At 49.1% G+C, this 25,733-nt stretch carries 19 protein-coding genes and 2 pseudogenes; 14 read left to right on the plus strand and 7 right to left on the minus strand.

The genetic code is table 11. The features are described from left to right. Window positions 1-12: 12 nt before the first annotated feature. Together NQD60_RS03595 and pgi are read right to left on the minus strand one after the other, a co-directional pair. Window positions 13-1,326, minus strand: coding sequence for an FAD-dependent oxidoreductase (locus NQD60_RS03595; protein WP_257101097.1), 1,314 nt, complete (start codon window positions 1,324-1,326; stop codon window positions 13-15). Window positions 1,327-1,335: 9 nt separating this feature from the next. Further along, window positions 1,336-2,952 (minus strand): glucose-6-phosphate isomerase, encoded by a 1,617-nt coding sequence (gene pgi / locus NQD60_RS03600; RefSeq protein WP_257101098.1) that lies wholly within the window; start codon window positions 2,950-2,952, stop codon window positions 1,336-1,338. A 472-nt stretch (window positions 2,953-3,424) separates the two neighbouring features. On the opposite strand from pgi, the gene NQD60_RS03605 reads away from it, so the two are divergent. Both NQD60_RS03605 and NQD60_RS03610 read left to right on the plus strand, forming a co-directional pair. Continuing rightward, entirely contained in the window at window positions 3,425-10,123 is a 6,699-nt protein-coding gene (locus tag NQD60_RS03605; protein WP_257101099.1) for a hemagglutinin repeat-containing protein, read from the plus strand. A gap of 1 nt (window position 10,124) precedes the next feature. Further along, a complete protein-coding gene (locus tag NQD60_RS03610) occupies window positions 10,125-10,460 on the plus strand; it encodes a hypothetical protein (RefSeq protein WP_257101100.1) in 336 nt (111 codons plus the stop codon). Window positions 10,461-10,713: 253 nt separating this feature from the next. On the opposite strand, the pseudogene NQD60_RS03615 reads toward NQD60_RS03610, so the two are convergent. After that, a pseudogene (locus NQD60_RS03615) lies at window positions 10,714-10,990 on the minus strand (lipoyl synthase); the annotation flags it as partial. On the opposite strand from NQD60_RS03615, the gene NQD60_RS03620 reads away from it, so the two are divergent. The 7 genes from NQD60_RS03620 (at window position 10,988) to NQD60_RS03650 (ending at window position 18,140) form a co-directional block, all read left to right on the plus strand. Beyond that, window positions 10,988-11,488 carry a hypothetical protein gene (locus NQD60_RS03620; protein ID WP_257101321.1) on the plus strand — a complete coding sequence of 167 codons (501 nt, stop codon included), beginning with the start codon at window positions 10,988-10,990 and terminating at the stop codon, window positions 11,486-11,488. The pseudogene NQD60_RS03615 and the gene NQD60_RS03620 sit on opposite strands and share 3 nt — an antisense overlap. An 83-nt stretch (window positions 11,489-11,571) precedes the next feature. Further along, window positions 11,572-11,847 carry a hypothetical protein gene (locus tag NQD60_RS03625; RefSeq protein ID WP_257101101.1) on the plus strand — a complete coding sequence of 92 codons (276 nt, stop codon included), beginning with the start codon at window positions 11,572-11,574 and terminating at the stop codon, window positions 11,845-11,847. A 3-nt stretch (window positions 11,848-11,850) separates the two neighbouring features. Next, window positions 11,851-12,498 (plus strand): DUF2489 domain-containing protein, encoded by a 648-nt coding sequence (locus NQD60_RS03630; RefSeq protein ID WP_257101102.1) that lies wholly within the window; start codon window positions 11,851-11,853, stop codon window positions 12,496-12,498. A 254-nt stretch (window positions 12,499-12,752) separates the two neighbouring features. Then, window positions 12,753-16,805, plus strand: a complete 4,053-nt coding sequence (gene purL / locus NQD60_RS03635) for a phosphoribosylformylglycinamidine synthase (protein ID WP_257101103.1) — start codon at window positions 12,753-12,755, stop codon at window positions 16,803-16,805. A 34-nt stretch (window positions 16,806-16,839) separates the two neighbouring features. Beyond that, window positions 16,840-17,250, plus strand: coding sequence for a peptide-methionine (R)-S-oxide reductase MsrB (gene msrB / locus NQD60_RS03640; protein WP_257101104.1), 411 nt, complete (start codon window positions 16,840-16,842; stop codon window positions 17,248-17,250). A gap of 44 nt (window positions 17,251-17,294) precedes the next feature. Continuing rightward, window positions 17,295-17,825, plus strand: coding sequence for a septation protein A (locus NQD60_RS03645; RefSeq protein WP_257101105.1), 531 nt, complete (start codon window positions 17,295-17,297; stop codon window positions 17,823-17,825). A 3-nt stretch (window positions 17,826-17,828) separates the two neighbouring features. After that, window positions 17,829-18,140: a BolA family transcriptional regulator gene (locus NQD60_RS03650; protein WP_257101106.1), complete on the plus strand. Its 312-nt coding sequence runs from the start codon at window positions 17,829-17,831 to the stop codon at window positions 18,138-18,140. 650 nt (window positions 18,141-18,790) lie between these two features. Here the strand turns inward: NQD60_RS03650 and NQD60_RS03655 are convergent. Beyond that, window positions 18,791-19,255 (minus strand): rhodanese-like domain-containing protein, encoded by a 465-nt coding sequence (locus tag NQD60_RS03655; RefSeq protein ID WP_257101107.1) that lies wholly within the window; start codon window positions 19,253-19,255, stop codon window positions 18,791-18,793. Window positions 19,256-19,735: 480 nt separating this feature from the next. Between NQD60_RS03655 and glnA the strand changes: the two genes are divergently transcribed. Beyond that, entirely contained in the window at window positions 19,736-21,151 is a 1,416-nt protein-coding gene (gene glnA / locus NQD60_RS03660) for a type I glutamate--ammonia ligase (protein WP_257101108.1), read from the plus strand. A gap of 71 nt (window positions 21,152-21,222) precedes the next feature. Here glnA and NQD60_RS03665 read toward each other — a convergent pair whose 3' ends face one another. Further along, window positions 21,223-21,390, minus strand: coding sequence for a hypothetical protein (locus NQD60_RS03665; protein WP_257101109.1), 168 nt, complete (start codon window positions 21,388-21,390; stop codon window positions 21,223-21,225). Window positions 21,391-21,566: 176 nt separating this feature from the next. Continuing rightward, the gene (locus NQD60_RS03670) at window positions 21,567-21,839 is read right to left on the minus strand and encodes a helix-turn-helix domain-containing protein (protein ID WP_257101110.1); all 273 of its coding nucleotides are present in this window, start codon (window positions 21,837-21,839) and stop codon (window positions 21,567-21,569) included. A 180-nt stretch (window positions 21,840-22,019) separates the two neighbouring features. Between NQD60_RS03670 and NQD60_RS03675 the strand changes: the two genes are divergently transcribed. After that, the gene (locus NQD60_RS03675; RefSeq protein ID WP_257101111.1) at window positions 22,020-22,223 is read left to right on the plus strand and encodes a hypothetical protein; all 204 of its coding nucleotides are present in this window, start codon (window positions 22,020-22,022) and stop codon (window positions 22,221-22,223) included. A gap of 144 nt (window positions 22,224-22,367) precedes the next feature. Here the strand turns inward: NQD60_RS03675 and fabI are convergent, their stop codons facing one another. After that, window positions 22,368-23,159: an enoyl-ACP reductase FabI gene (gene fabI, locus NQD60_RS03680; RefSeq protein ID WP_223694393.1), complete on the minus strand. Its 792-nt coding sequence runs from the start codon at window positions 23,157-23,159 to the stop codon at window positions 22,368-22,370. A 345-nt stretch (window positions 23,160-23,504) separates the two neighbouring features. Here fabI and NQD60_RS03685 point away from each other — a divergent pair, with 345 nt between their 5' ends. The 3 genes and pseudogenes from NQD60_RS03685 to NQD60_RS03695 all read left to right on the plus strand — a co-directional run bounded on the left by NQD60_RS03685 (window position 23,505) and on the right by NQD60_RS03695 (window position 25,716). Continuing rightward, the gene (locus NQD60_RS03685) at window positions 23,505-24,122 is read left to right on the plus strand and encodes a C40 family peptidase (protein WP_257101112.1); all 618 of its coding nucleotides are present in this window, start codon (window positions 23,505-23,507) and stop codon (window positions 24,120-24,122) included. 405 nt (window positions 24,123-24,527) lie between these two features. Then, window positions 24,528-24,804: pseudogene (locus tag NQD60_RS03690) on the plus strand (cell filamentation protein Fic); the annotation flags it as partial. Between the two features lie 123 nt (window positions 24,805-24,927). Beyond that, window positions 24,928-25,716, plus strand: coding sequence for a hypothetical protein (locus tag NQD60_RS03695; RefSeq protein WP_257101113.1), 789 nt, complete (start codon window positions 24,928-24,930; stop codon window positions 25,714-25,716). The last annotated feature ends 17 nt before the right edge of the window (window positions 25,717-25,733 follow it).

Genomic DNA, 25,733 nt, shown 5'->3' on the forward strand with positions numbered 1-25,733 from the left:
ATAAGATAAGCGCTAAAAGCGTGTAGGGGAAAGCGCCATCATCGTCTCTGCGTCGAGTTCGCCGGCGTGCCCCGTCAGTTTATCCGCGAGCGCTTTAGCCGTTCCACAAGCCAGCGCCCAGCCTACTGGCCCATGGGCGAGGTTCACCCAAAGCCGTGGATGAGCGGTGGCCCCCACCAGTGGGAAGCCATCAGGCGATAGCAGCCGTTTGCCATCCCAATAGCTGCCAGCAGACAATTTAATCACTCCCGGTAGCCAATCATGCACGGCATGCGCCACCTTAGCGAGTGCTTGTTGGCGCAGTTTTGGATCGGACCTCGATGGCGTTTGATGACGATGATTTCTGATCATCGCACCTGCAATCCGTAAGCGGTTATTGAACCGTACCATGGTAATGTGCCGTACCGTATCAACCATCGTCAGATGAGGGGCGCGCTCTTCATAGGCAATTGGAGCCGTGATGGCGTGCAACTGCATCAGTTGTAGCGGCAACTGCACGCCAGCGTGGGCGAGCAAGGGCAAGCTGCCGGCTCCGGCCGCCACGACAATCGCATCCGCTGTCAGGGTTTCAAGCTCATGCATAGGCCATGTGCTTGAGTCACCTTCAAAACGGCGATGCGGTGGTTCGAGTTCAACCTGCGCCCGCGTAGGGTCAATGCTTACAACGGTGCGACCAAGCAAAAAGCGCACCCCGGCTTCCTCAAGGACTGGCTTAAGCTGCTTGGCAAAAAGAGGGCAATTTGCACTGCGATCATCGGGTAACAAGATACCCCCCGCGAGTGGCTGCTGGGTCGGGATAGAGGGCTCTGCACTGTAACATTCATCAGCCTTGAGCACCTGGTACGAATGTTCGTGTTGGGTTAAAAATGAGAGCGCCGGGGCCACTTTTTTAAGCTCAGAGGCTTGACGGAATAAATGCAAAACACCGGTTCTTTGTTCAAATTCAAACGCATGGCGTGTTTCAATTTCTGCCAGCGTCATAGAGGATAGATCGATCAGTGGCTTGAGGCGAGTGTAGTGCGCTAAACGCTGCTCAGTGCTAGGTTGCGTGAAAAAGTGGCGGACCCAACTGCAGCCCAACACACTTTTAGTCACACGCATGCGCGTAGATTCTCCACCTAACCATGCGGGCCATGAGCTAAACGAAAGCGCTGGGCCAAACCATGTATCAAGCGGTGTCGGTAAGATGACGCCGCCATGGCCAAAACTCGCTTTTTGAGCAACTGTAGTGTGTCGTTCAATCACACAAACACGATGGCCGGCAGCATGCAAACAATAAGCCGTTGTCATGCCGGCAATGCCAGCACCAATCACAATAATATCCATAGGTTGAGATTATAGGCGGTCCAAGCGTAGCGCGCGGGCGATTAATGCACGCGTTGATGAATCGTGTGCCGGATTCACTTTTTGAGCGATTAAATCATGTTCAATCACGGCGCTCAACTGCTTGCCAAGCTCCACGCCCCACTGATCAAAGGGGTTGATCTTCCAAATCGTGGCTTGTACTAGTGTTTTATGCTCATACAGAGCAATTAATGCCCCCAACGTACGCGGCGTGAGTGCGTCAATCATCATCGTATTGCTGGGTCGATTACCCGGAAACAGCAAATGAGGCATAAGTGCTGCTCTATCAGACCCAGCGCTTGGTTGTGCTGTTTGAGTGCGGCCAAGCATCAGCGCCTGGCTTTGCGCAAAGCAATTGGCGAGTAGTTGAGTATGGTGGCCGGCAAGGGTATGTTCAGCGGTGAGTGAGACGATGAAATCAACCGGTACCATCGTAGAGCCCTGATGCAACATCTGGAAAAATGCATGTTGCCCGTTGGTCCCGGTATCGCCCCATAGTACTGGAGCCGTTTCATAATTGGCAGGGAGCCCATCCAAACACACGGACTTGCCATTACTTTCCATCTCTAGCTGTTGCAAATAAGCGGGTAAATAACGTAAGGCAATGGAATAGGGCGCAATTAAATAGCTCGGCGCGCCAAAAAAGTTTCGATACCAAATACCGAGCAAAGCCAAAATAGTAGGCAAATTGCGTCTCAGCGGTGCTTCACGAAAATGCTGATCCATCTGCGCCGCGCCTGCCAGCAGCTCAGCAAAATGCGTCGGTCCAAGGTAGAGCAAAGCCGACAAGCCCACGGCTGACCAGAGTGAGTAGCGGCCTCCTACCCAGTCCCAGATTTTAAAAACACATTCTGGTGCGATACCCAATTGAATGGCTCTAGCTGGGTCGGCAGAAACGCCTACCAAATGCTGTCCAAGCTTAGCTTTGGGCACACCGTGGCTGAGCAACCAACTGCGCAATGAGTGCGCGTTGGTCATGGTCTCAAGCGTGGTAAATGTCTTTGAGACAATGACGGCCAGGGTTGTCGCCGGATCGATTTGGGCCAGCACATGTTGTAAATCTGCCCCATCAACATTTGAGACAAAATGCATCGATAGTTTAGGGTCGCCTAATGGCTGCAGTGCATGGCAGACCATTCTAGGTCCCAGGTCTGAACCACCAATGCCAATATTGACAATAGATTGAATGGGTTTGCCAGTATGCCCAAGCCATTGCTGGCGACGGACTTGATCGGCGAAAGCGACCATTCGATGCCACTCTTGCTGAATCTCTGCCGCATAAGGTGCATTCGGATCGGTGGCGCGTAGAGAGGTGTGTAAAGCCGCGCGCGCTTCAGTCGGATTGACGATATCACCGGCAAACATGGCGTCCCGTGCCGCAGGAACCCCCGCCTCATGAGCCAGTTGCACGAGTAGTTTGAGCGTTTCATCGGTGATGCGATTTTTTGAGAAATCAAGCGTGATACCACTGCTCTCAAGCGTAAAACGTTGCGCCCGAGTGGGCGCAAGATCGTTTGCCGCAGCAAACCAATCGCGCATTTGCTGGTGGCAAATAGTTGTGTAATGCGCTTTAAGTGAGGCCCAAGCGGCAAGTGATGTTAGGGACATTGTAATTGGATAAATGCCAGTCAAAAAATGAAGTGTTTTAGCTAAATATTCTATACCACATAGCATATAGATGTGCAAAGTCAGGCTTCGCTAAAGCCATGTCCTTATACACCACTCAAAGGGCCTAATTTTGGCGCGCCCAGCGGAGTCCGTGTACAAAGGTAGCAATTTGCTGTCTCGAATTCTGATGCTGCCCAACTCATCTCTTCACCCCCTTTCGGTTCATTAAAACCATATTAAAAATTAAGGGCAATTGAGAGAGACTTTTACAAAATCTCTAAGAAAAAATTATAAATAAAAAAACATTATTTTAATAAATCAAAAAATAGCCGAATAAAGTTATCCATATTTCGCAAACCAATCCAAATGTATGATAAATCGGTACGCTATTGTAATTAAAAAATTTTATTTTGATATTTTAAAATAATTGCTTACACTTATTTATCATTCGTTACTAAACGGGGTATTAACAATGTTGAAACCCATTAATGCAGTATCGATTCAAAAAATTCAGCCTATTCAACAGGCACTCATCCCGGCCAACTCTAGCTCTAGCGAACCTACGCGAGCTACTCCTGAGACGGAAAAAAATACTCTCCCGGCAAACACGACTCAGCCCGATTCAGCCCCCGCGCCAAGCCGCCGCAAGCCGCCTCCCAACGCTCATCTATCCGACACGACCTTAAATCAAACCGTGCGCGAGGCTCTCCAAGCTCGGTTGGGCAAGACAATTCAACCCAGCTCCCAGCGACAGAGCGGCCTCACCATACGGATGATTCTCAATAAAGTCACAGGAGGGATGCCATCTCAGCCCGATCAAATTGTTAAGATCGCAGGACAGCCTGCAGAAATGGCATACGCCTATGCCAACAATACCCCCTACTGGGGGTACAGTTTTCTCAACAGTAACCGCATTGTATTGACAACGGGTACGCCTATTTTTGGCGCTGACGGCGGTCTTGAATCACTATGTGTATCCGAAGGCCAGATTACGATCCGCTATGGCACGCAGCTCAAGTCATTTAAACAACTGGATTTAATTGCCGGCACGATCAACATAGAAGGCGAAATACAAGCGAATAAAATTGACTTGCTGAGCGGAGCTAACCAAGTCAATTATACCAACGGCGCCTGGACAAATGCCTATCCAGCTGGCCCGCAGCCACTCGATCAAAAGCCCAGTCAAGGTGGGCTGACTTTGACCCAACAGGCCAAAGTATGCGCTGATAGCGAGCTCTCGCTTTCAAGCTCAGGTTGTTTACTCAATCAGGGTACATTAGAAACAAAAGGAGATATTTCGCTTAAGGCGAGATCCCTAGAGAATCACGCAAGCGCTTTGATCGACGGACGATTTCTGACGCTGACCCTACACGATCAGCTCAAAAACCGCGGGGTAATCCAAGGCAGCGCTGTGGTTATTGATACGCAGCACCTTATCAATGATGGCACCGAGGATACGGACGAGCATCAAGCTGGTGCAATATTGGCGCGCCGCCAGCTTACCATCGGAACGCAGACGCTACACAACCAAGAACATGGCTTAGTGCATAGCGATGGCGAATTGGCAATCGGCGGTACCCTCAATGCCCAGGGCAAAGCAAAAGGTTCAGTACAGAGCCTAACCAATGCCACATCTTCTACGATTGGGTCTAGAGAGAAGCTCTTGATTCACGCCAAACTTTTGGACAATCCAAATGGGCAAATCACAGCGAGTTCGGATCTTGTTCTGAACAGTCAAACGCTCAACAATACGTGGGGTCATATAGAAGTTAGCGGGGACCAAAGCGTATTGGATGTGCAGGCAAATACGCTTGACAATACCTCAGGTCGACTCATTCATACGGGTACAGGGCAGGCTCAGATTGTAGCTCACGATTCGATTGTAAACCGCAATTCTGAAAGGGTAAAAGGGGCAGGTTCAATCAGTGGTAAAGGCCCTGTTACCATCACCGCTCCTCAAATATCAAATGATGAGGGCGGGACATTTTTTTCGAACCAATCGCTCAAAATAAAAGCTGCCATCCTTTTGGACAACCAAGGCACTTTGCACAGTAGGGATCACGTCTGGATCGAGGCTGGAGGGATACGTAACGGTGTAAGTCAAGGGTCTGAAGAGCCTGAAGATTCTGAAATGGCTCTATTGAGCGCATTGACTCAATTAACTAACCAATTAAGCAGGATGATACAAGAGTCTCTTCTGCCGAATGAGTTTAAAAAACCCGAGTATTTAATTACTGGCAATACGATTTCAATAAGCGCGCATGATGGCTTGATCAATACGAATGCCGTGATCTTCGCACAAAGCAGTCTCGAGATCGGTGCCGAGTGCGTTAACAATTTCGAACAAAGTGTGCTCTATAGCGGCGGTAATCTGGCTATTGGCGGTCAGCTTGATACTCAACTCAAAGTAAAGGGCACCAGTGAGCATGTCTTCAATTATGGATCAACGATAGATGCGCTAGGCGACCTTGTGATCAATTCAGAAACGTTGCTCAATGCAAACAGGAAGTTCAAGACCAAAGAACAGGTCATCGAAGAGCGAGAGATACACGAATGTCATGATCAGCATACCAACCAACGCTACGATGGATCTCAAATCGGATGGCATGGTGACGTAGGGGGCCTTTACCGAGTGCACCACTCCGGTACAGAAGTGTTTTGTTTTACTAACTATAACTTTACCCGTCGTGTGTCAACGACCGTGGTCACGCACAGCGAACCCGGTAAAATTCAAGCGGGTGGGGCGATCCGCTTATCGGGAGCGGTCATTAATGATAAAAGCCGGATTATTGCAGGGGGAGCGCTCAGTGACCTCGAAGGTAGAGCGGCTCAGATTGATAACCGTGATGCCAACGGTCAGCGTGTCACGACCGATCAGGGAACATCGCAATGGTCAGACAGAGACTGGCATGGTGGAATGTTCAGTCGGGGCTGGACTCGTGATTGGAGCGGGCACGTACCCTACCATCCAGCTCCGGTGATAGAACACCACAATCTGAATGTAGCCGTCTATCAACAACACACTGCGGTTGACCATCAAGCGCCCTCTACAGCGTTAGTGCTGAGCACCTCTGCCATAACACGCAGCAGCCCTTTCTTAAATAGTGGCTTACAGCACTTTCAGTTCGATCCTGATCGACCGTATCTAATTCAAACCGATCCCCGTTTTACGCGTAACAGCGATACCGTTTCTAGCAATTTTTTGCTGAATTTACTCAATCTCGACCCCCAACGCGTGCCCAAGCGCTTAGGAGATGGATTTTATGAACAGCAACTGATTCGCGATCAGATCATTGGCTTGACGGGTCACTACTATCTATCCGGCTATCGAAACCCAATTGCTGAATTCAAAGCTTTAATGCATAGAGGCGCAAACTGGGCCAAGCAACACCATCTGACCCTCGGCATGGAGCCCACGCCGCAGCAAATTGCCGCTTTAAGCGCGAGCCCAGTCTGGCTGGTGAATCAAAGCGTCAAATTACCCGATGGCTCAGAACAGACGGTCCTGACACCCAAAGTCTATCTGGCTAACAGAGATGCCAGTCCAGTTCCTCTGGGCGGCTCGCTGATTTCAGCTAACGCCATTGAACTGCACAGCGATCATCCACTCAAAAATGCCGGCACGATGCTCAGCCGCGGCAAGATGGATCTCACCGCACACAATATTGATAACCAGCGCGGCGCAATCGTCAGCTTGGACACCCTATCGATGCAGGCGAGCCATAACATCGATAGTCGCGCTGGCCAGTTGATTGCCGTCAAAAAAATGACTTTAAAAGCCGGACAGGATCTCCATCTGCAGAGCCAAACCCATACGACCCATGCCATCAGCGGCAGCCAGACGGCGCTAGATGGTGTCACCCAAATCCAAGCTGAGCAGTTGGAAGCGTATGCCGAGTCGGATATTCATTTGGCCGCGACTCAAATCAAGGTGGCTGAAAACGCCCGTTTAAAAGCCAAAGGTGACCTCACACTAGGGACGGCCACTGTAGGTGCTCAACGCCAATTAGCCTGGGATGAACGCAATTACTTAAGCCTAAGCAGAAAAACAGAAATCGGCACGCAAATTGAAACGGGCGGCTCACTTGAACTTAAGGCGGGTCGGGATCTCCATGCGGCTGGCGCTTATGTGAATGCTGGAAAAGAACTTTCTGTCAAAGCGGATCGAGATATTAACGTGGAGGCAGCCTATGAAGAGACGGATTTTAAGGAATCTCATTATCATGAATCGAGCAATGCATTTTCTTCTTCGAGTGAATTAACGCAAAACAAACTGTATAAAAAACAAGCATTGAGCAGTACCTTATCCGGGGGCACGGTACAGCTAGAAGCCGGACATGACCTGAATATCATGGGCTCAAACGTGATTGGGATGCACGATGTGGATCTCCATGCGGCCAACAATATCAAGCAAAAAGCGGTCGAGCAGGCTGAGAGAGGCCAGCACTATTCCGTTAAAGAACGCTCAGGCTTATTAGATAGCGGGAAATTCGGGGTGACGGTGGGCACACGGACACAAAAAGACACTCAAGAAAATGAGCACACCCCCCAGATTGGTTCGGTGATAGGCAGCGTATCTGGCCATGTTAGAGCCATTGCGGGTCATGAATACGAGCAAAGCGGCAGTCAGCTGGTTGTGCCGACAGGCGATATCCAGATTCAAGCTGGCAAGGCCAAGATCGATGCGACTTATGAAGAGAGCCGGGTCTGGCAGCGCAGTGAGTGGCAGCAATCGGGTTTGACGGTTTCGGTCAGTGCGCCCGTGCTTGCAGCGGCACAAACGAGTCAGCAGATGTTGCAGGCCAGTACCCAGGTCAGTGATCCACGGATGCAGGCGTTAGCGGCAGGCGCGGGTGCACTGGCGATGAAAAACGCCTACGATGCGATCCAGGCGGATCCCAAAGCGGTGGGTGGGGCGACAGTGAGCGTCATGATTGGCGAAGATCGTTGTGAAACAGAGCAGACGCAACTGAGCAAGACGGCGCTGAACAGCACACTGGCGGCAGGTGGGAATATATCGATCCAGATCAGTGGCTTAGGAAAAGAGTCCACGCTGGATCTGATTGGCGCTCGCATAGAAGCCAAACAGGATATTACGCTTAACGTAGAAGGTCGACTGAATGTGGAAGCTGCGCCGAATAGCTTGATTGAGCAGAGTCAGCAGCAGAGCCGGAGTTTTGCCGTGGGGATGGCGGCAACGCTTGGCCGCCAGAATTCAGTGGGGGCCTCGCTGGCGGTGAGTGTTGGGCATGGCCATGCAGATGGAGCGCAACTCAGCTATACGCCAACCTTGATCCAAGCGGGTGGCAAGCTGACGCTCAATGCACAAAGCGATGTGCGCCTAAAAGGCGCGCAGATAGCTGGAGAGCAGGTCAAAGCGCAGATTGAGGGGGGCCTTGAAATAGAAAGGGTGCAAAACACGGCGACTTACCATAGCCACTCTCAAAATATCAGCGGCAGCGTAACAGTAGGTCCTGTCTCAGCGGCCAGCCTGCATTTCTCGCAACGTAGGATGGACAGTCATTATCTGAGCGTCGCGGAACAGGCGGGGATTCAGGCGGGAGAGGGAGGTTTTCAGATAACCGTTAAAGGTGATACGAAGCTTGTCGGTGGCGTGATTGCAGGGGCTGAACAGGCAGTGCGGGCAGGGAGGAACACCCTGATGACAGGAACCCTGCAACAGACTGATCTGACGAATCAAGCGAGCTATGATGCAAGCAGTATTAGTTTAGGTGTAGGGTACAGTCAAAGTGGCAAAGGGGTGGGCTCGAAGCAATCAGGAGAAGTGACAACGCCTGCTCATAGCGGCAATCAGCTGGCGAGCCGGGGTGGCATGAGCGCTGCGATACCGATTGTGATGAGTGCTTCGGGTCAGGCGCAGTCCACAACCCGCAGTGCGATTAGCGGTGCGGAGATTGTGATTACGGATGAGGCCCGGCAAATGGAACTGACGGGTCAAAGTGCGGCAGAGACAATTGCAGACCTAAACCGTCATCCGGCACAGAGTCACCAGGCGTTAGCGCCGATTTTTAACCGGACTGAGATTGAGGCGGGCTTTGATATCGTCAATGCATTAGGTCGGGAAGCGGGGACCTTTATCGTCAATAGAGCCAGGGAAGCGGATCATAAGCTCGAGCGGGCCAAAAATATAGAGACGCAGGCTAATGATGAACTTATGCCTGTAGCGCAGCGGCAAGAATTGCTGGCAGCGGCGGCTGAGTTACGTGCGCAGGCACAGACCTTGAATAAGCAATGGGGAGCAGGAGGTACCTACCGTCGAATCGTCACTGCACTGACGGCAGCGGCATCGGGCAATGTAACTGGGACGACCGCGCAATTCACCCAGGCAGCGGCGCTCAACTACTTGCAAAGCCTGGGTGCCGAAAAAATCAAGTATATTGCAGATAGCTTGCATGATGAAACGGTGCGTGCTGCCTTGCATGGGGCATTAGCTTATGGCGGCGCAGTGGCGCGGGGGCAATCGGGTGGCTCAGCGGCCTTGGGCGCGAGTGCAAGTGTATTGGTGAATACTCTGTTAGGTCCTGTAGAAGGCCTGACTGAAGAGGAGAAAGACGCGCGCAAGAATATAGTCACTAGCCTAGTGGCGGGGCTTGCGGACGCAGGAGGGATTGATGCGACATCCGCGCAGCATGCGGCGCAGATTGAAGTGGAAAATAACCAAATAGCGCCACCAGTTCAGCTGTTGCCACCAATAGTGACGCCCATGGTGCCATTACAGCCATTTCAAATTCCTGGAAGAAAGCGGCATGAAGGTGAAGAGATACCTTTGTTTGGGGGAGCGCCTGATCGGTCAAGGGATAGAGCATGGCCGTTGGTGAGTCCAAGAGAGGTTCAACAAGGAGTTGAACCAATAATTACGCCGATGAATGAGGAGGTGAGTGAGTACGGGAATGCGATTTTTAGTAAGGAAGCTAGTAGTGAAGATAATAGAAAGAAAAATCCGTCAAAAGCTGAGAGTCCAGTTTGGAACGGGCTTCAAAACGCTGGAAATGGAATAAAAACTGATGGCAAACAGTACTATGAATGGGATAATACACACAAAGATATTGAAGTTTATAATAAAAATGACAAACATATGGGTTCAATGGATCCAATAACCGGTAATATATATAAACCGGCAGTACCTGGTAGAAAACTAAAAAGGAGATAAATTGGAAAAGCAGGATTTGCTAAATAAAGTATTTGAGAAAATATTAACCCCCGATGAAGCCGAGCAGGTGCTCGATTATTATTTGGAACATTTGACAGTAGCGGACCCTCCTATTCATGAAATGTTAGGTTTTTCAGTAAAGGAGTGGACAGCTTACGCTCACAGTACGCCACTTGACACTATTGCAGAGTGGCGTGTAAATGGCTGGCCAAATCAATGCTTTGTCTGTAAAAAAGAAATTGTTTCAGATAATTATGGATGGTTTCCACGCGAATATGAGGGAAAGTATGGGTTAAGGCATATTGTTTGCCCTGACCCTGCTATTTCCACGGTTTAGATTTAAGGTGTGGCAGTAACGGCAAGTGCGGGATATGTACATACGGTGCATGGCATGGAAACCGCGTAGTAAATTATCGACTCACCCTGAGCGAGTAAAGTCGCTAGATATTGATCTAATGGCCAAAGAGGAACATTCTAGTAAAACGCCGAAGAAGAATGTGAGTCATTTTTGGCCAAAAATTTTTAATAAGATAAAAAAATCCCATCTAAAAAATGAGTGATTTCCCGCTACGCATTTATCGCTAAAATCGTCAATCCATCACACCCGCATTATGCGCCTGCTCATCCGCATGGTAGCTGGAACGCCGTATGAGTAAAACGCATTTTGTAGGCTTCTTCATACATCTTGAAGATATTCGGATGAATATAATCGCGTACAGGCAAATGATGCTCTGGAAGTTGTAAATATTGGCCAAGCGTGAGCATATCTACATTATGCGCCCATAAATCTCGCATCACTTGCAGAATCTCATCTTCACGCTCCCCCAGCACGACCATCAAACCAGATTTGGTAGGAACCGCTGGATGCGTAGGATTGAGGTGGATCTTGAAATAGAAGGTGTGCAAAACACGGCGACTTACCGTAGCTACTCTCAAAGTATCAGTGGCAGCGTAACAGTAGGTCCTGTTTCAGTGGCCAACCTGCATTTCTCGCAACGTAGGATGGACAGTCATTATCTGAGCGTCGCGGAACAGGCGGGGATTCAGGCGGGAGAGGGAGGTTTTCAGATAACCGTTAAGGGTGATACGAAGCTTGTCGGTGGCGTGATTGCAGGGGCTGAACAGGCAGTGCGGGAAGGGAGGAACACCCTGATGACAGGAACCCTGCAACAGACTGATCTGACGAATCAAGCGAGCTATGATGCAAGCAGTATCAGTTTAGGTGTCGAGTACAGTCAAAGTGGCAAAGGGGTGGGCTCGAATCAATCGGGAGAAGTGACAACGCCTGCCCATAGTGGTAATCAGTTGGCGAGCCGGGGTGGCATGGGCGCTGCGATACCGATTGAGCTGATGGTAAAGCATTAGCAGATATAAATAAAATAACCCTTCTCGCGAAGGGAGAAAATGTACTAGGCTTCAATAATAAAAGTCATAATGCAGTTAACAAATTGAAACTAAATAGGTCTCTTGCCAGTGAACAGCAACTAGCAGAATTAATTAGTGGTAAGGATATGCCAATTTCTGGGCATGGCACTAAAGAAATTTTGAGAGAAGCACCTCGCTTGGTGGCAGAATATGGAGGAAATCCAAATGACTGGAGTAAAGTTGCAAGTAGAAGTTACCAGACCATTAATAGCGTTGATAAAACCCAGTTTGAAATTCATGCATACTGGAATAAAATTACAGGTCAATTGGTGGAAGAAAAAACAATTATAAAAAGGTAAAAAATGGATAGGTACCAGATAAATAAAATGTCAGATGTAGAGGCACGTAGTGAATTAGTTGCATTGGCGCAAGCGATGCTGGATGGAAAATTGACTTTTCTTGAAGGCGCAGTGCGTGTAGTTGCCCTTAAAGAACAAATAAGCGATGTGGCTGATGATGATCCGGATTTTCTTGCATTTGTCCTTATTTCTTCTGAAACAGATCATTTACCGCTTGCTGCACAACGCTCCCTTTGGTCATCTGAAGCATTAGCGCGGTTGGAGCCAGAGTTCAAAAGCGTTGAGGATTGGGCCAGATCATTTGCGTCGGAGGCGTGTAAGAACTTTATTACGCGTTTCAAAAAATTTGGAGTAAAAGCACGTTTTGAATTAGTTGCTCTGGCGCAAGCGATGCTAGACGGTAAAGTAACTTTTTTTGAAGGCTCGAAACATATGCTTGCGCTTAAGGAGCAGATAAGCGATCTTGTTGATGATGCCCCCGATTTTCTTACGTTCGTGGTGATTTTGTCTCTTGCTGAGAAAGGCTCTTTTCAGTCAACTGAAGTATCAATGCATCCCCATTCAGAATTTAAAAGCGCTGAAGAGTGGGCTAAATCATTCGCGCCAAAAGCCTGTGAAAATCTTATTGTACGTTTCAAAAAGATAATCTGAGCAGGGCCTGCAGCAGATTGCTACCTTTGTACACAGACTCTGCTGGGCACGCGAAAATCAGGCCCTTTGAGTTGTGTATCAGGACATGCGCTAAAGCCTCATTATTTCATACTGATTGATGATCTTCATGAGTTGGAAAAATCAAACTGCTCATCAGCGCTTCTTTTGCCTTCAATCTGGAAGCAGATTGAAGGTATAATAAGCAATTGTCTGCCTTGCGGCGTGCAGCACACGCCATTCTACGCATCTGCTACATGACCCATTTCTCATATTTCCCCGGCGCTTTAGCGCTTTCCAATTTCCGCTGCACGCAGTTGCTACAAATGCTGCAGGCCGTAAATCCTAATATTGTAAGTGTGCGCGCGCGCTATTTGCATTTGGTGCATAGCACTGTGCCGCTGACCTCTGATGAGTCAGCACGGATCGAGGCGCTGCTGCATTATGGTGAACTAGGGCGCGACGAAGATCCCCAAAAAGGGGAGGAGTTCTTAGTCATCCCGCGTTTAGGCACAATCTCACCGTGGGCCAGCAAAGCCACTGAAATTGCCCGTCATTGCGGCTTACACACCGTGCACCGTATTGAGCGTGGCATTGAATATCGGGTGCTGCTTAAAGCCGGTAGCTTATGGTTTGGCGGCAATCAGACCTTATCAGAGAAAACGCGCGCGGCGATTGCGGATGTGTTGCATGATCGGATGACCCAGACCGTGGTGGCCAGCCGCGCTGACGCGCAGCACTTGTTCGATGAATTACCCGCACAACCCTTACAGAGCATTGATCTTGGCCAAGGCCGGCAAGCCCTTGAAGAGGCTAATCTAGCCCTGGGCTTAGCCCTAACGGTGGATGAAATTGATTATCTGATGGCCGCTTTTGGGCAACTGGGTCGCAATCCAACCGATGTTGAGTTAATGATGTTCGCGCAAGCGAATAGTGAGCATTGCCGGCATAAAATTTTTAATGCCCGCTGGACGATTGATGGTGAGCCACAGGATCATTCCCTATTTGAGATGATCAAAAATACGCATGCCTTACACCCGCAAGGCACGATTGTCGCGTATTCGGATAATGCGGCAGTGATGGCAGGTGCTCAGGCACAACGTTGGTTTGCCCAAGGCGAGTCGCAGTGCTATCAACACAGTGAAGGGTTGGTGCATACCTTGATGAAGGTTGAAACGCACAATCATCCAACGGCAATTTCGCCATTTCAGGGCGCGGCAACTGGTGCTGGCGGTGAGATTCGAGATGAAGGCGCAACCGGCCGTGGGGCTCGACCTAAAGCTGGGCTGGCGGGTTTTTCTGTATCTAATCTCCATTTGCCCGGCGCCGTCGCGGCTTGGGAAAACACCCGCGATGGGGCGCCACCTAGCACCGGCAACGCTACCGATACACCTATGCCTTATGGTCGTCCATCACAAATTGCTGCGCCATTACAAATTATGATCGACGGCCCGCTTGGCGCGGCTGCTTTCAATAATGAATTTGGCCGACCCAACTTGGGCGGTTATTTCCGCGTGTACGAGCAAAATGTTGCGCAACGCATGCGTGGCTACCATAAGCCGATCATGATTGCGGGCGGAATCGGCAGTATTGCTGATGAACTCACGCATAAAATTGATTTTCCAGCAGAGACCTTGTTGGTGCAAATTGGCGGACCCGGAATGCGGATCGGCATGGGGGGCGGCGCGGCGAGTTCAATGGCAACCGGCGCGAACACCGCTGAGCTTGATTTTGATTCAGTCCAGCGTGGTAACCCCGAGATGCAACGTCGTGCGCAAGAAGTGATTAACGCGTGCTGGCAGTTGGGCGCAGATAATCCCATTCTGAGTATTCATGATGTGGGCGCAGGCGGTTTATCCAATGCCTTGCCCGAGTTAGTGGAAGGGGCAAAAAAAGGCGCGCGTTTTGAACTCAACGCGGTGCCGCTAGAAGAAAGTGGCCTATCGCCTCGTGAAATATGGAGTAATGAGGCGCAAGAGCGTTATGTCCTCGCGATCTCACCTGCTGCGCTTAAAGCCTTTGAAGCCATGTGCCTACGCGAACGCTGCCCGTTTGCAGTCGTTGGCATCGCCACCGACGAACAGCATTTGCAACTGGTCGACGTCAATCGGCCAGCGCCGGCAGCCCAGCCAGTTGATTTGCCACTCGACGTCTTGTTTGGCAAAGCGCCACAGATGCAGCGCCAAGTGAGCCGTACGCAACCGCTATTGGAGCCGCTCGAATTAACCGGACTGGTGCTAGCGGAGATTGCTGTGGCGGTTCTTAAGCATCCGAGCGTAGCGAGTAAATCGTTTTTAATTACGATTGGCGACCGCACAGTTGGCGGTTTATCGGTGCGTGATCAAATGGTCGGCCCATGGCAAGTGCCGGTCGCTGACTGCGCGATTACAGCGCTAGACTACGCCGGCTACCGGGGCGAAGCGATGACCATGGCAGAGCGTGCGCCGCTCGCGGTCATCAATGCGCCTGCCTCTGGACGGATTGCGCTAGGTGAAGCGATTACGAATCTTGCTGCCGCGCCGATTGCCGCCTTGACTGAGGTTAAGCTCTCAGCCAACTGGATGGCCGCCTGTGGCAGCCCTGGCGAAGATGCGGCGCTTTACGATACGGTGCGCGCCATTGGCCTTGAGCTGTGTCCAGCGCTGGGTATCAGCATTCCGGTCGGCAAAGATTCATTATCGATGCGCACCCAATGGCAAGACAATGGAATTGATAAAGAAGTGACTTCCCCGGTTTCGCTGATTATTTCTGCGTTTGCACCGGTGACAGATATACGTCATCACCTGACCCCTCAATTGCGCCGCACCGAAGAAAAAGGTGACACGATATTGATCGCCATCGATCTTGGGCGGGCGCGTCACCGGCTGGGTGGCAGCATCCTAGCGCAGGTTACGCAGCAAGTTGGTGATACCACGCCGGACCTAGATGATCCGCAAGATTTGCAGCGTTTTTTTGCCGCCATCCAGCAGCTGAATGCGCAACGCAAATTACTGGCCTATCATGACCGTTCGGATGGTGGCTTCTTTACCACTGTCTGCGAAATGGCCTTTGCGGGCCATATCGGCGTATCGCTGAATATCGATATGCTGATGTTGGAAGCGGCCCATGAATCCGATTATGGCGACGCCAAAAATTGGGCACAGCAAATCACCGGCCGGCGCGAAGAGCAAACCCTGCGGGCGCTCTTTACGGAAGAACTCGGCGCGGTGATCCAAGTGCGCGCGCAAGATCGCGATGCGGTGTTTGCTCTTTTGCGCGAACACGAGCTGGCTGCATGTAGTCATGTGATTGGCAAACCCAATGCAGAAGACACGATTGAGATTTGGCGCGATACCAAAAAAATATTTAGTGCATCACGGGCCGAGTTGCAGCGCGCGTGGAGCGAGCCGAGCTGGCGCATCGCGCGTTTGCGTGATAATCCGCTGTGCGCAGATAGCGAGTACGATGCATTGCTTGCGACAGATGATCCCGGTTTGTCGACACAGCTGAGTTTTAATCCTAGCGACGACATTGCTGCACCGTTTATTGCCACCGGCGTGCGGCCGCGAGTGGCCATTTTGCGTGAGCAGGGCGTGAATTCGCATCTCGAAATGGCCTACGCTTTTGATCGCGCCGGCTTTGCTGCGCATGATGTTCATATGAGCGATTTGCTGGCTGGCCGGACGACGCTAGCCGAGTTCACTGGGCTAGTGGCCTGTGGTGGTTTTTCTTATGGCGATGTGTTGGGGGCGGGCGAAGGCTGGGCCAAAACCATCCAATTCAATACCGCACTGGCCGTAATGTTTGCTGAGTTCTTTACGCGTGGTGACACCTTTGCGCTCGGCGTATGCAATGGCTGTCAAATGATGAGTGCACTGGCGGAGATGATTCCTGGCGCACACGCCTGGCCTAAATTCACCCGGAATAAATCGGAGCAATTTGAAGCGCGGCTATCGCTGGTTGAAGTTCAGCCCTCACCATCTTTATTTTTTGCAGGCATGGCGGGTTCGCGCCTGCCAGTTGCAGTGGCGCATGGCGAAGGCTATGCTGATTTCTCGCAGCAAGGTAACATTGCTGAAATTAATCATCACTTAGCCGCACTCCGTTATGTTGATCACGACGGTGCGCCAACTGAGCGTTACCCGTTCAATCCAAATGGCTCACCCGCCGGCCTGACTGGCGTGACGACACCCGATGGCCGTTTTACCGTATTAATGCCCCATCCAGAGCGGGTATTTAGGACGGTGCAAATGAGCTGGCATCCTGACCATTGGGCGGAAGAGAGTCCATGGCTTAGGATTTTCCGTAACGCGCGGCGCTGGCTTGGGTAAAGCGAACTACGCAAAGGGTGGAAAAAATAGTGCTATGGACCCCAAAGATACGTGCAAAAAATCCGCGCAAGAATGGCGCCAGCAACTCTCTGATATAGCCTATAAAGTGACACGGCAAGCGGCCACTGAGCCGGCTTTTAGCGGCGCTTACTGGGATCACTGGCAAGCTGGCGTATATCAATGTGTGTGCTGCGGTACACCACTTTTTGAGTCGACGGCCAAATTTGATGCGGCGTGTGGCTGGCCAAGTTTTGATCGGCCAGTGGCCAGTGAGACAATTGAAGAGAAGACGGACCATTCTCACCAAATGACACGAGTTGAAGTTCGCTGCCAGAAATGCGCAGCTCACCTCGGGCATGTATTTACGGATGGTCCAACTCAAACTGGGCAACGCTACTGTATTAACTCAGCTGCGTTACAATTCGATCCGAACAAACCTGAATAGCTTAAGGCTTAAACCGGCACTTAATTGACTTTATAGACACATCAATGAAATTCTTATTCGATCTTTTTCCCGTTGCCCTTTTTTTTGTTGCTTTCAAAGTGTGGGGCATTTTTGTAGCAACGGCGGTGACAATCGTTGCAACCCTTGCGCAGATCGCCTGGGTTGCCTTCCGTCATCGTAAGGTAGAGCCTGCTTTATGGGTCAGCCTAGGGGTGATTGTGGTGCTCGGCGGCTCGACCCTTTTGCTGCGTGATGAAATGTTTATCAAATGGAAACCCACTGTCCTGTACTGGGTATTTGCCTTGACCCTGCTCATTTCGCGATTTGCTTTTGATAAAAACTTAATGCAAGCGATGCTGGGCAAAAAAATTGTACTACCGCGGCTTGCTTGGAATGCATTGAATTCGGCTTGGGCTGGTTTTTTTGTGGTCTTAGGCTGCTTAAATTTAGTCATTGCCTATCAGTTCTCAACCGATACTTGGGTCAACTTCAAGCTGTTCGGTGGTACTGCCTTGATGTTTATTTTTATCATTATCCAAAGCATTTGGTTAACCCGATATTTAAAGAGTGAGTAATTTATGTCTGTTTGGTCTGATAATCCGCTTGCAGTGATTGAAACGCGGCTGCGTGATGCGCTGGCGCCGCTCTATCTAACTGTAGACGATGACGGTGCGCAGCATGTGGGTCATGCTGGCGCTAAATCTGGTGGGCATTTTAGCGTAACCGTGGTGACCGCGAGCTTTGCTGGCAAAACTCGGGTAGCGCGTCATCGCTTGATTTATGATGCGCTGGACGATGCCATGCAAGGCGCGATTCATGCACTTGCCATCGCTGCCTATACGCCAGAAGAATTTGATGCGCTCTCTAGCAAAACTCAGGCTATTTCGTAGTAGAATTGCAGCCTTTGTTGCATTGACAATTAAAAAGGGCCTCTAGCTCATGCTTGGTTAGAGCAGCGGACTTAACAGGCGGTCGGCCTAAAGCGTCAACGTGGCGTCATGGCAGGCTGCTAGATGGGTTGCTTTGGGGTAATTTAAGTCAATATTGCTCCCTAGTAGAACTGCTCAAAGTCGGGGAAGCCTCTGGCTATTGCCGTGGTAATCCCGAGCGAAGCCCTGTTAAAGAATTTTTGACAGGGAACGTGTAGAGACTGTACGGGCAGGTCGTAAAGACAAGAGACAGTCCAGACCCCAAACTCGAAAGAGGCGGTGAAAACCGTAGTGGGTAAGCATAATCCGTTGGTGCCGGGTTCGACTCCCGGGGGGCCCACCAAATAACAGAAATAGTAGTAATCAACTCCGCTGTCAGCCAAAGTAGTACAAGAAGACAGAGCAAAATCGCAGGGGGGAAGGTTGCGGCAGGAGAAGGAAAAGTAAGCCCGCGTTGGACTGACACACATATAGAATGTGTTCAACGCGGGCAGATGTCGATGAGGAGTTATATCAAGATAACTTAGGTTTTACACGCATTGGCAATCTGATTTTTAGCGTCTCGCCTGTTGAGGCAAGGCCTTACTGTCTGATCAAGTCGTAACTCATTATCATACCCCTAACCATGGCAAACCTTGCCAACGCCAACCATTAATTGTATTACGGTGCCCGCCGTTGTCCTTATCGCCTTCAAAACCCTCAAGCACATCAAATGCACCCGTAAACCCAGCCCGAGCAGCAGCCGCTGCGGCAAGTTTTGAACGACCCGCACTACGGCAGAGCAAAAGGAGTGGCGTTTCCAACGTCACCATTTCTCGTAATTGATTGATAAACGCCAGATTGGGTGCACCGCTTGGATAGCTCATCCATTCAAGATGAAGATATTGGCTAGAGTTGATGGCTGGCCGGCCCACCCAGTCAAGCTCCGCGCGTGTGCGTACATCAACAAGACGAGCGGAACGATCGCTTTGCAGCACCTCAAAGGCCTCGTTAGGTGTGAGTGCGCCGGCGTAAGGCAATTCGCGCTCTAGGCAGCGCTGTTGGGCCATTGTGTAAAGCTGTTCAAGACTACTCATTTAAGTTCAGTAAACAAAGATTAAAGCACTATTCTAAGGCAACTCTCAAAGAAGGCGGTATTTCCCGAATCGGATATTATTGCTTTTTCTACACCACAGTTTATAATCATACTCTTCATTGATTTCAAGCATATTTGGGTCTAAATGGAGTCCTCTTGGATCAAGGCTCATTCAAATTTCGGCGTTAGCATAGCGCGAAATAGCGGGCATCTTATCGCGGCACTCTATAACATAGGGCGAATCCGTCCATCCCGCATTCATAGAGCCAAAAGAAAATTTCAGCACCAAGGCGAGCTTGCTGGCGTTGGATATGGCTACAGGATTTTATTAGCAACAAAACTTCTTTGAAGTGAGTTAGGCCACACTGGTTTGGCTGGTTGTAGGGGTTTCCGGACTCTCTTACGTTAAACAACAGTATGTGTAGCGTAAGGGGGCGGAAGATATCAATTCTAAATTTGGGCCATTTAGCAGGAGTAATGTATGAGTAAAACCGTAGCCGATGTGATGCAACTTGTCAGCGAAGAAAACGTTAAGTTTATCGATTTTCGTTTTACCGATACGCGTGGCAAGGAACAGCATCTATCAGTACCGACATCGGCGTTTGAGGCGGATAGATTTGAAAGTGGCCAAGCGTTTGACGGCTCTTCAATTGCTGGTTGGAAGGGTATCGAAGCATCTGATATGTTGTTGATGCCAGATCCAAACACTGCCTATATTGATCCTTTTTATGAAGAGCCCACTTTAGTGTTGGTTTGCGATGTGGTTGAGCCCTCTGACGGTAAAGGTTATGAGCGTGACCCACGCTCGCTAGCCAAACGTGCGCAAGCTTATCTTAAGAGTACCGGCTTAGGCGATACGGCGTATTTTGGACCAGAACCCGAGTTCTTTATTTTTGATTCGGTGCAATGGGGCGTGGATATGTCAGGCTCCTTTGTTAAAGTCAATTCGGAAGAAGCGCCGTGGTCTTCAGGTAAGGAATATGAGCATGGCAACACTGGCCACCGCCCAAATGTGAAAGGCGGGTATTTTCCAGTGGCGCCGGTCGATACATTTCAAGATATGCGTTCTGAAATGTGTCTATTACTTGAGCAGCTTGGGGTGCCAGTTGAAGTGCATCACCACGAAGTAGCGGGTGAAGGCCAGAATGAAATCGGCACCAAGTTCTCTACTTTGGTGCAACGGGCGGATTGGACTCAGATCCTAAAATATGTGGTGCACAATGTTGCCCATACTTATGGCAAAACAGCCACCTTTATGCCTAAACCGATTGTCGGCGATAATGGTTCAGGCATGCATGTTCACCAATCGATCTGGAAAGATGGCCAAAATCTCTTTGCTGGCCATGGTTATGCCGGGCTCTCAGAGTTTGCGCTGTACTATATTGGCGGGATTATCAAACATGCGCGTGCGCTGAATGCGATTACCAATCCTACAACCAACTCGTATAAGCGTTTAGTCCCTGGTTTTGAGGCGCCGGTAAAATTGGCGTACTCCGCGCGTAACCGGTCTGCTTCGATTCGTATTCCGCATGTTTCAAGTCCGAAGGGCCGTCGTATTGAGACGCGCTTCCCAGATCCAATGGCGAACCCGTATTTGGCGTTCTCGGCGCTGCTAATGGCAGGTTTGGACGGCGTGCAAAACAAGCTTCATCCAGGTGAAGCAGCAGACAAAAATCTTTATGATTTGCCGCCTGAAGAAGACAAAAAAATCCCAACCGTTTGTGCAAGTTTGGATGAAGCGCTGTATCACCTCGATCAAGATCGTGAATTCTTAACTCGTGGTGGCGTCTTTACCGATAGCATGCTGGATGCCTATATCGAATTAAAAATGGCCGAGCTGACTCGTTTCAGAATGACTACGCATCCGGTTGAATTTGATATGTATTACTCGCTTTAAACCGGGCTAAGAAAGCTGGTAAGCATTGAGTCGTAAAGTGTATCAATAGCGTATAGCTGTGCTTGGCACAACTATACGCTAGTTATATCTAATAGTCTTTTCTGGATCATTTTAAGAGAAGTCGCGCTGACGCCAGCCTCTTTTGCATATTCTTTCCACTTTGCCACAGCGGCTTTCACTTGATCAATTATTTGTAAAGCGTTTGCTTTTTTGATGCCACTCAAAGCGCTGTCCATCAAAAACCTGATCCCGGCATGCTGTCATGCCGACTTTAAGTGGGAGCTTAAAAGGGGAGAGTTCTAATCCTGTTTTTATAAAATCAGGTGATATTCAAAAAATATGGTTCGATCTTTTAGCGCGAGCGTTTCTTTCCCGCGCATAAAAGAAACTTGCATAACAGATTGATTTTTAAAGCTCATTGTCGCCCTCTTTGACGCGTTTTATCTTTCATGAGCGCATCAATCGAGACAAAGCTCTCCGGATCTGCTTTTTTAAAGAGCTCCTTGAATTCTTCAAACGCATCTAAAATAACCGCAAGTTTAAGGAGTGATTCAAGGGATATTTTTCCTGTGCGTTCAAATTTTTTCAGCACTCCCAAACTCACGCCGGAACGTTCTGCCAAGTTCTTTTGACTGAAGTTCAACGCTAGCCTTTTGGCTCGCGCTTGCTTTGCGATATGCTCTGCCATGCTCCGCGGAGTCATAAAAAATACAGATATCATAGTATCTTTTATATTAAAAAATTAAGTATAGTAGATATTATAATGTACTTTATTGTTTTTATTTATTTGTATTGTCTAAAAAACTTGTGCCCTGTCTAAAATACTGCACGTCGACGCCGCTGGGCCCTTGGCCTCAAGCAAGGTGTGGTGGCTGTGCAGTCTGGTATCACCCAAGAATCTCTTGCGCGTTTTGAACGCGGGCATGTTTCTGAGTTTGGTTCGCGTAAGTTGCTGGCTGTACTCGCTGTACTGGGTATGAGCTTTACTTTATTAAAACGGTGCCTGGGGGCTCTCTTGATGAGTTGCGCAGAGAGCGGGGTGGTTTATGACGCTCTCAATTTATGTGTGTGACTCATAGACATTGATATATCCATCTTTACACATGACGTAAAGATGGATATTTAAATAACGCTAGAAAATTGCGTTAGAGCTTTTGCTAGAGCCGACAAAATAACCGTTTTGCGGAGCAAAAGGTTGCGTCGACCCTTTGCGTTTTTACTCTTCAGTCGCAGCCATACCTGCAGCAACCGCATTAAAGCCACTGTCTACGTGCATGATTTCTGCACTCACGCCAGCCGCTAAATCGGATAATAAAAAGGCGGCGGCATTACCGACTTGTTCAATGCCGACATTGCGGCGTAAAGGCGCATGGGTTTCAACAAAATCTAAAATCTTGCCAAAACCTTTGATGCCGCTGGCGGCTAAGGTCTTAATCGGGCCTGCCGAAATAGCGTTAACCCGGATACCTTTAGGGCCGAGCGAGGAAGCCAAATAACGTACGCTGGCTTCAAGCGAGGCTTTGGCTAGGCCCATAGTGTTATAGTTGGGGACAACCTTTTCAGCGCCAAAATAAGTCAGTGTTAACAACGATGCATCGGCTGATAAAAGGGGCAGTGCGGCTTTAGCAAGTGCCGGAAAACTATAGGCCGAAATATCGTGTGCGATCTTAAAGTTTTCACGCGTGAGGCCATCCAGAAAATCACCCGCGATGGCTTCGCGCGGTGCAAAGCCGATTGCGTGGACTAATCCATCAAGGTGGTCCCAGTGTGCTTTCAGCGCGGTGAAGGTCTCTTCAATTTGCGTATCGTCAGCCACATCGCAGGGGAAAACTAACTCACTACCAAATTCTTTGGCAAAGCCTGTGACCCGCTCTTTGAACCGTTCACCTACATACGTGAAAGCGAGTTCAGCCCCTTCACGATGACACGCTTGCGCAATGCCGTAGGCAATCGAGCGGTTTGACAAAAGTCCGGTGAGCAAGATGCGTTTACCAGCGAGAAAGCCCATAAATACTCCGTAATATTAAGAAAGTGTATCGTTCACTTGTGTGAAGACTGGAACGAACGGGATTTTGGGTACAATTCTCGCACATTGCAACTAAAATTGCCTATTTCATAAAAACCGGACTATGAAAGAGCGCTTTTTTGCTGGTGTTAGGACGGTTTATCGTGCCGCTTCGTGTTCTTCCGAAAGCCTCTTTGTGGCTTGTCATTTGGGCTATGATTGACTAGCATGGAGTGTAATAGGTTGTTTCCGCTGTTGTTTTTATTTTTCAGCTTAGTTAATAAACATTTATAATGCTAGCCGAACTTCCTTGAAATCGGCATTTTGCTGTGTATTTTTTTATTACTTATGCATCAAAAAATTCTAAATTTATTTCGTGCGCGTACCCTGCTAGGTTTCTTTACAGGCTTGCTCATATTAAATTCAAGCACAGTTTTTGCTGAAAAAAATTCATACCTTAACAACTTCAGTTTCGACTCCCACGTCCTGACGGAAGGTAGCGCAGAGAGTCACCCCCAAAAATTATCGGGCGCTCCTATTCAAGAGCCGCACACCTTTTTAGCGGACATGGCGACTAAGGCAAGCAATGTAGTTGCCAGCGCTTTGAATATGATTGGCGTACGGTATCGTTGGGGGGGCAACACCCCGGATTCGGGACTGGATTGCAGCGGTTTTGTTCGTTATGTGTATCAAAACACGCTTGGCTTCACGTTGCCGCGCCGCGCGGTGGACATGAGTCGGGTCGGCGAGAAAATTATTAAAGTGACTGACCTAAAGCCCGGCGATCTCGTATTTTTTAATACGATGCGCCGCACTTTCTCGCATGTAGGCATTTATATTGGCGATAACAAATTCGTTCACTCGCCTTCTACCGGCAATAACATTCGGGTTGATGCATTGAATAACCGTTATTGGGAAAAACGTTACACGGGCGCGCGCCGGATTGAAGCACTGTTGGCTGGGTAGTGCGTGTTAGTTTAGTAACTGATGTTACTGAGCAGGCCTATCTTGTGCTTGATGATATTTTGAGGACACTATGCATGGGGTCACTCCTGGGCGCTTATGCGCTGGTTTAATAAAGATTCGCAGCTCTATCAAACCGGGTAACCGGACCTCTTGGCAAGGCCTTACTGTACGATTAAGCCGGAATGAATGCAGCGGCAGTGCCGAAATCACTAGCTATGTGTTGGATCATCATGATTTTATTACGGTGCAAGGCCAGAACTCACGGTTTGTACAAAACTAAGAAAGCGAAAATAGAAAATCCATAAACTACGCTGCTTTACACCCATTCTCTCAATTTATGCCAGCCTAAATGGGGGGATAACGATCGTTTAATGGGGTATTGTTATACATAATTACCCCATTAGTTGGCACCAGGGACGGCATGACATCAAACCATGGCTTGATTACTTCTGGGGAGCGTTGTTGCGCGCCTATCGAGAGTTCGAAGAACATGTTGGTCATCGAGTATGGTCGAGGCAACAAGGGGGATCGGGTACGATCAGAAGTGTTCAAACGCATGTTGCCATTTTCCATATCGGAGATCGAAGAAACCTGCCCAGGTGTGAGCAGAGACATGGTACGACTAGTACTGCGCTCATTAAAAATAAGTGTGTTGCAAAGAAAAATAATTAGACTATATTAAATATAAGCGATCTGTTATGGCAGAGAAGTTTAAATAATTAAAATAATTTGAAGATTTTGGATTCGTGATTTTGAACCAAAGATCTGCTTCTCGATATCTTTTCTGTTGTGTAAGGAGATAATCATGGGCGCCGTAGAAAGTGTTGCACGAGGTATTGTGCATGTCGTGGAAGATGTAGGTCGGCCTCTAGAGCATGTTGCGCGTGGCGTAGGCCGAGTGGTTGAAACAACTGGGCACGTTGCATTAGATGGGGCAGAGATTGTATTGGGTAAACCGATGGAGATATTTGTCGGCCTCGGGGAGCAGGTCATTGCAAAGCCGATAGAGCAAACTATAGATCTGATTGGAGATGTGACTGATCGTGTGGTCCAGGTGACCGAACGTGTCACGGGTTTAGTGAAGCACGTTGGAGAAAGTTTAGTTGGCATCAATAAAAAAGGTTCTGTAGAAGAACGCATACAACAGATACAAGAAGCAAAAGAGCAGTTAGTAGAGGCAAAACAAGAAGTCGGGACGATCAGTTCGGTGGTGAGCACTGAGTTAAGTCGGTCGTCTGGAGAGGTAACAGAAAACCTGCACAGATTGTCAGATATGCTGGCTAATTTGTCGAATAGCATCGATAAACAAAGTAGTCATCTTGATGAGAACCTTGAGCAACTGCAAAGGGAGAAAAAAATAACTGAAGAAATGGCACAAACAGAGCAAAAAAGGCTGGCGCTAGAGGCTCAATTAGAGAAGGCTATCACTATAAATTCTCAACAGTCTGTAACCATAGAGGAGCTCACAATCAAACAGATTAAACTGCAGGATGAATTAGATTTGACCAGAGAGAGGTTACATAAAATAGATGAGATTGATTCATTTGAATTAGTGAATCGCAGCGGCCGAGTCTCCCCAGACCAGATTGCCTAATTTTATCTGTATGGTGC

It is taken from the genome of Mycoavidus sp. SF9855, assembly GCF_024582735.1.
Taxonomy (GTDB): Bacteria; Pseudomonadota; Gammaproteobacteria; order Burkholderiales; family Burkholderiaceae; genus Mycoavidus.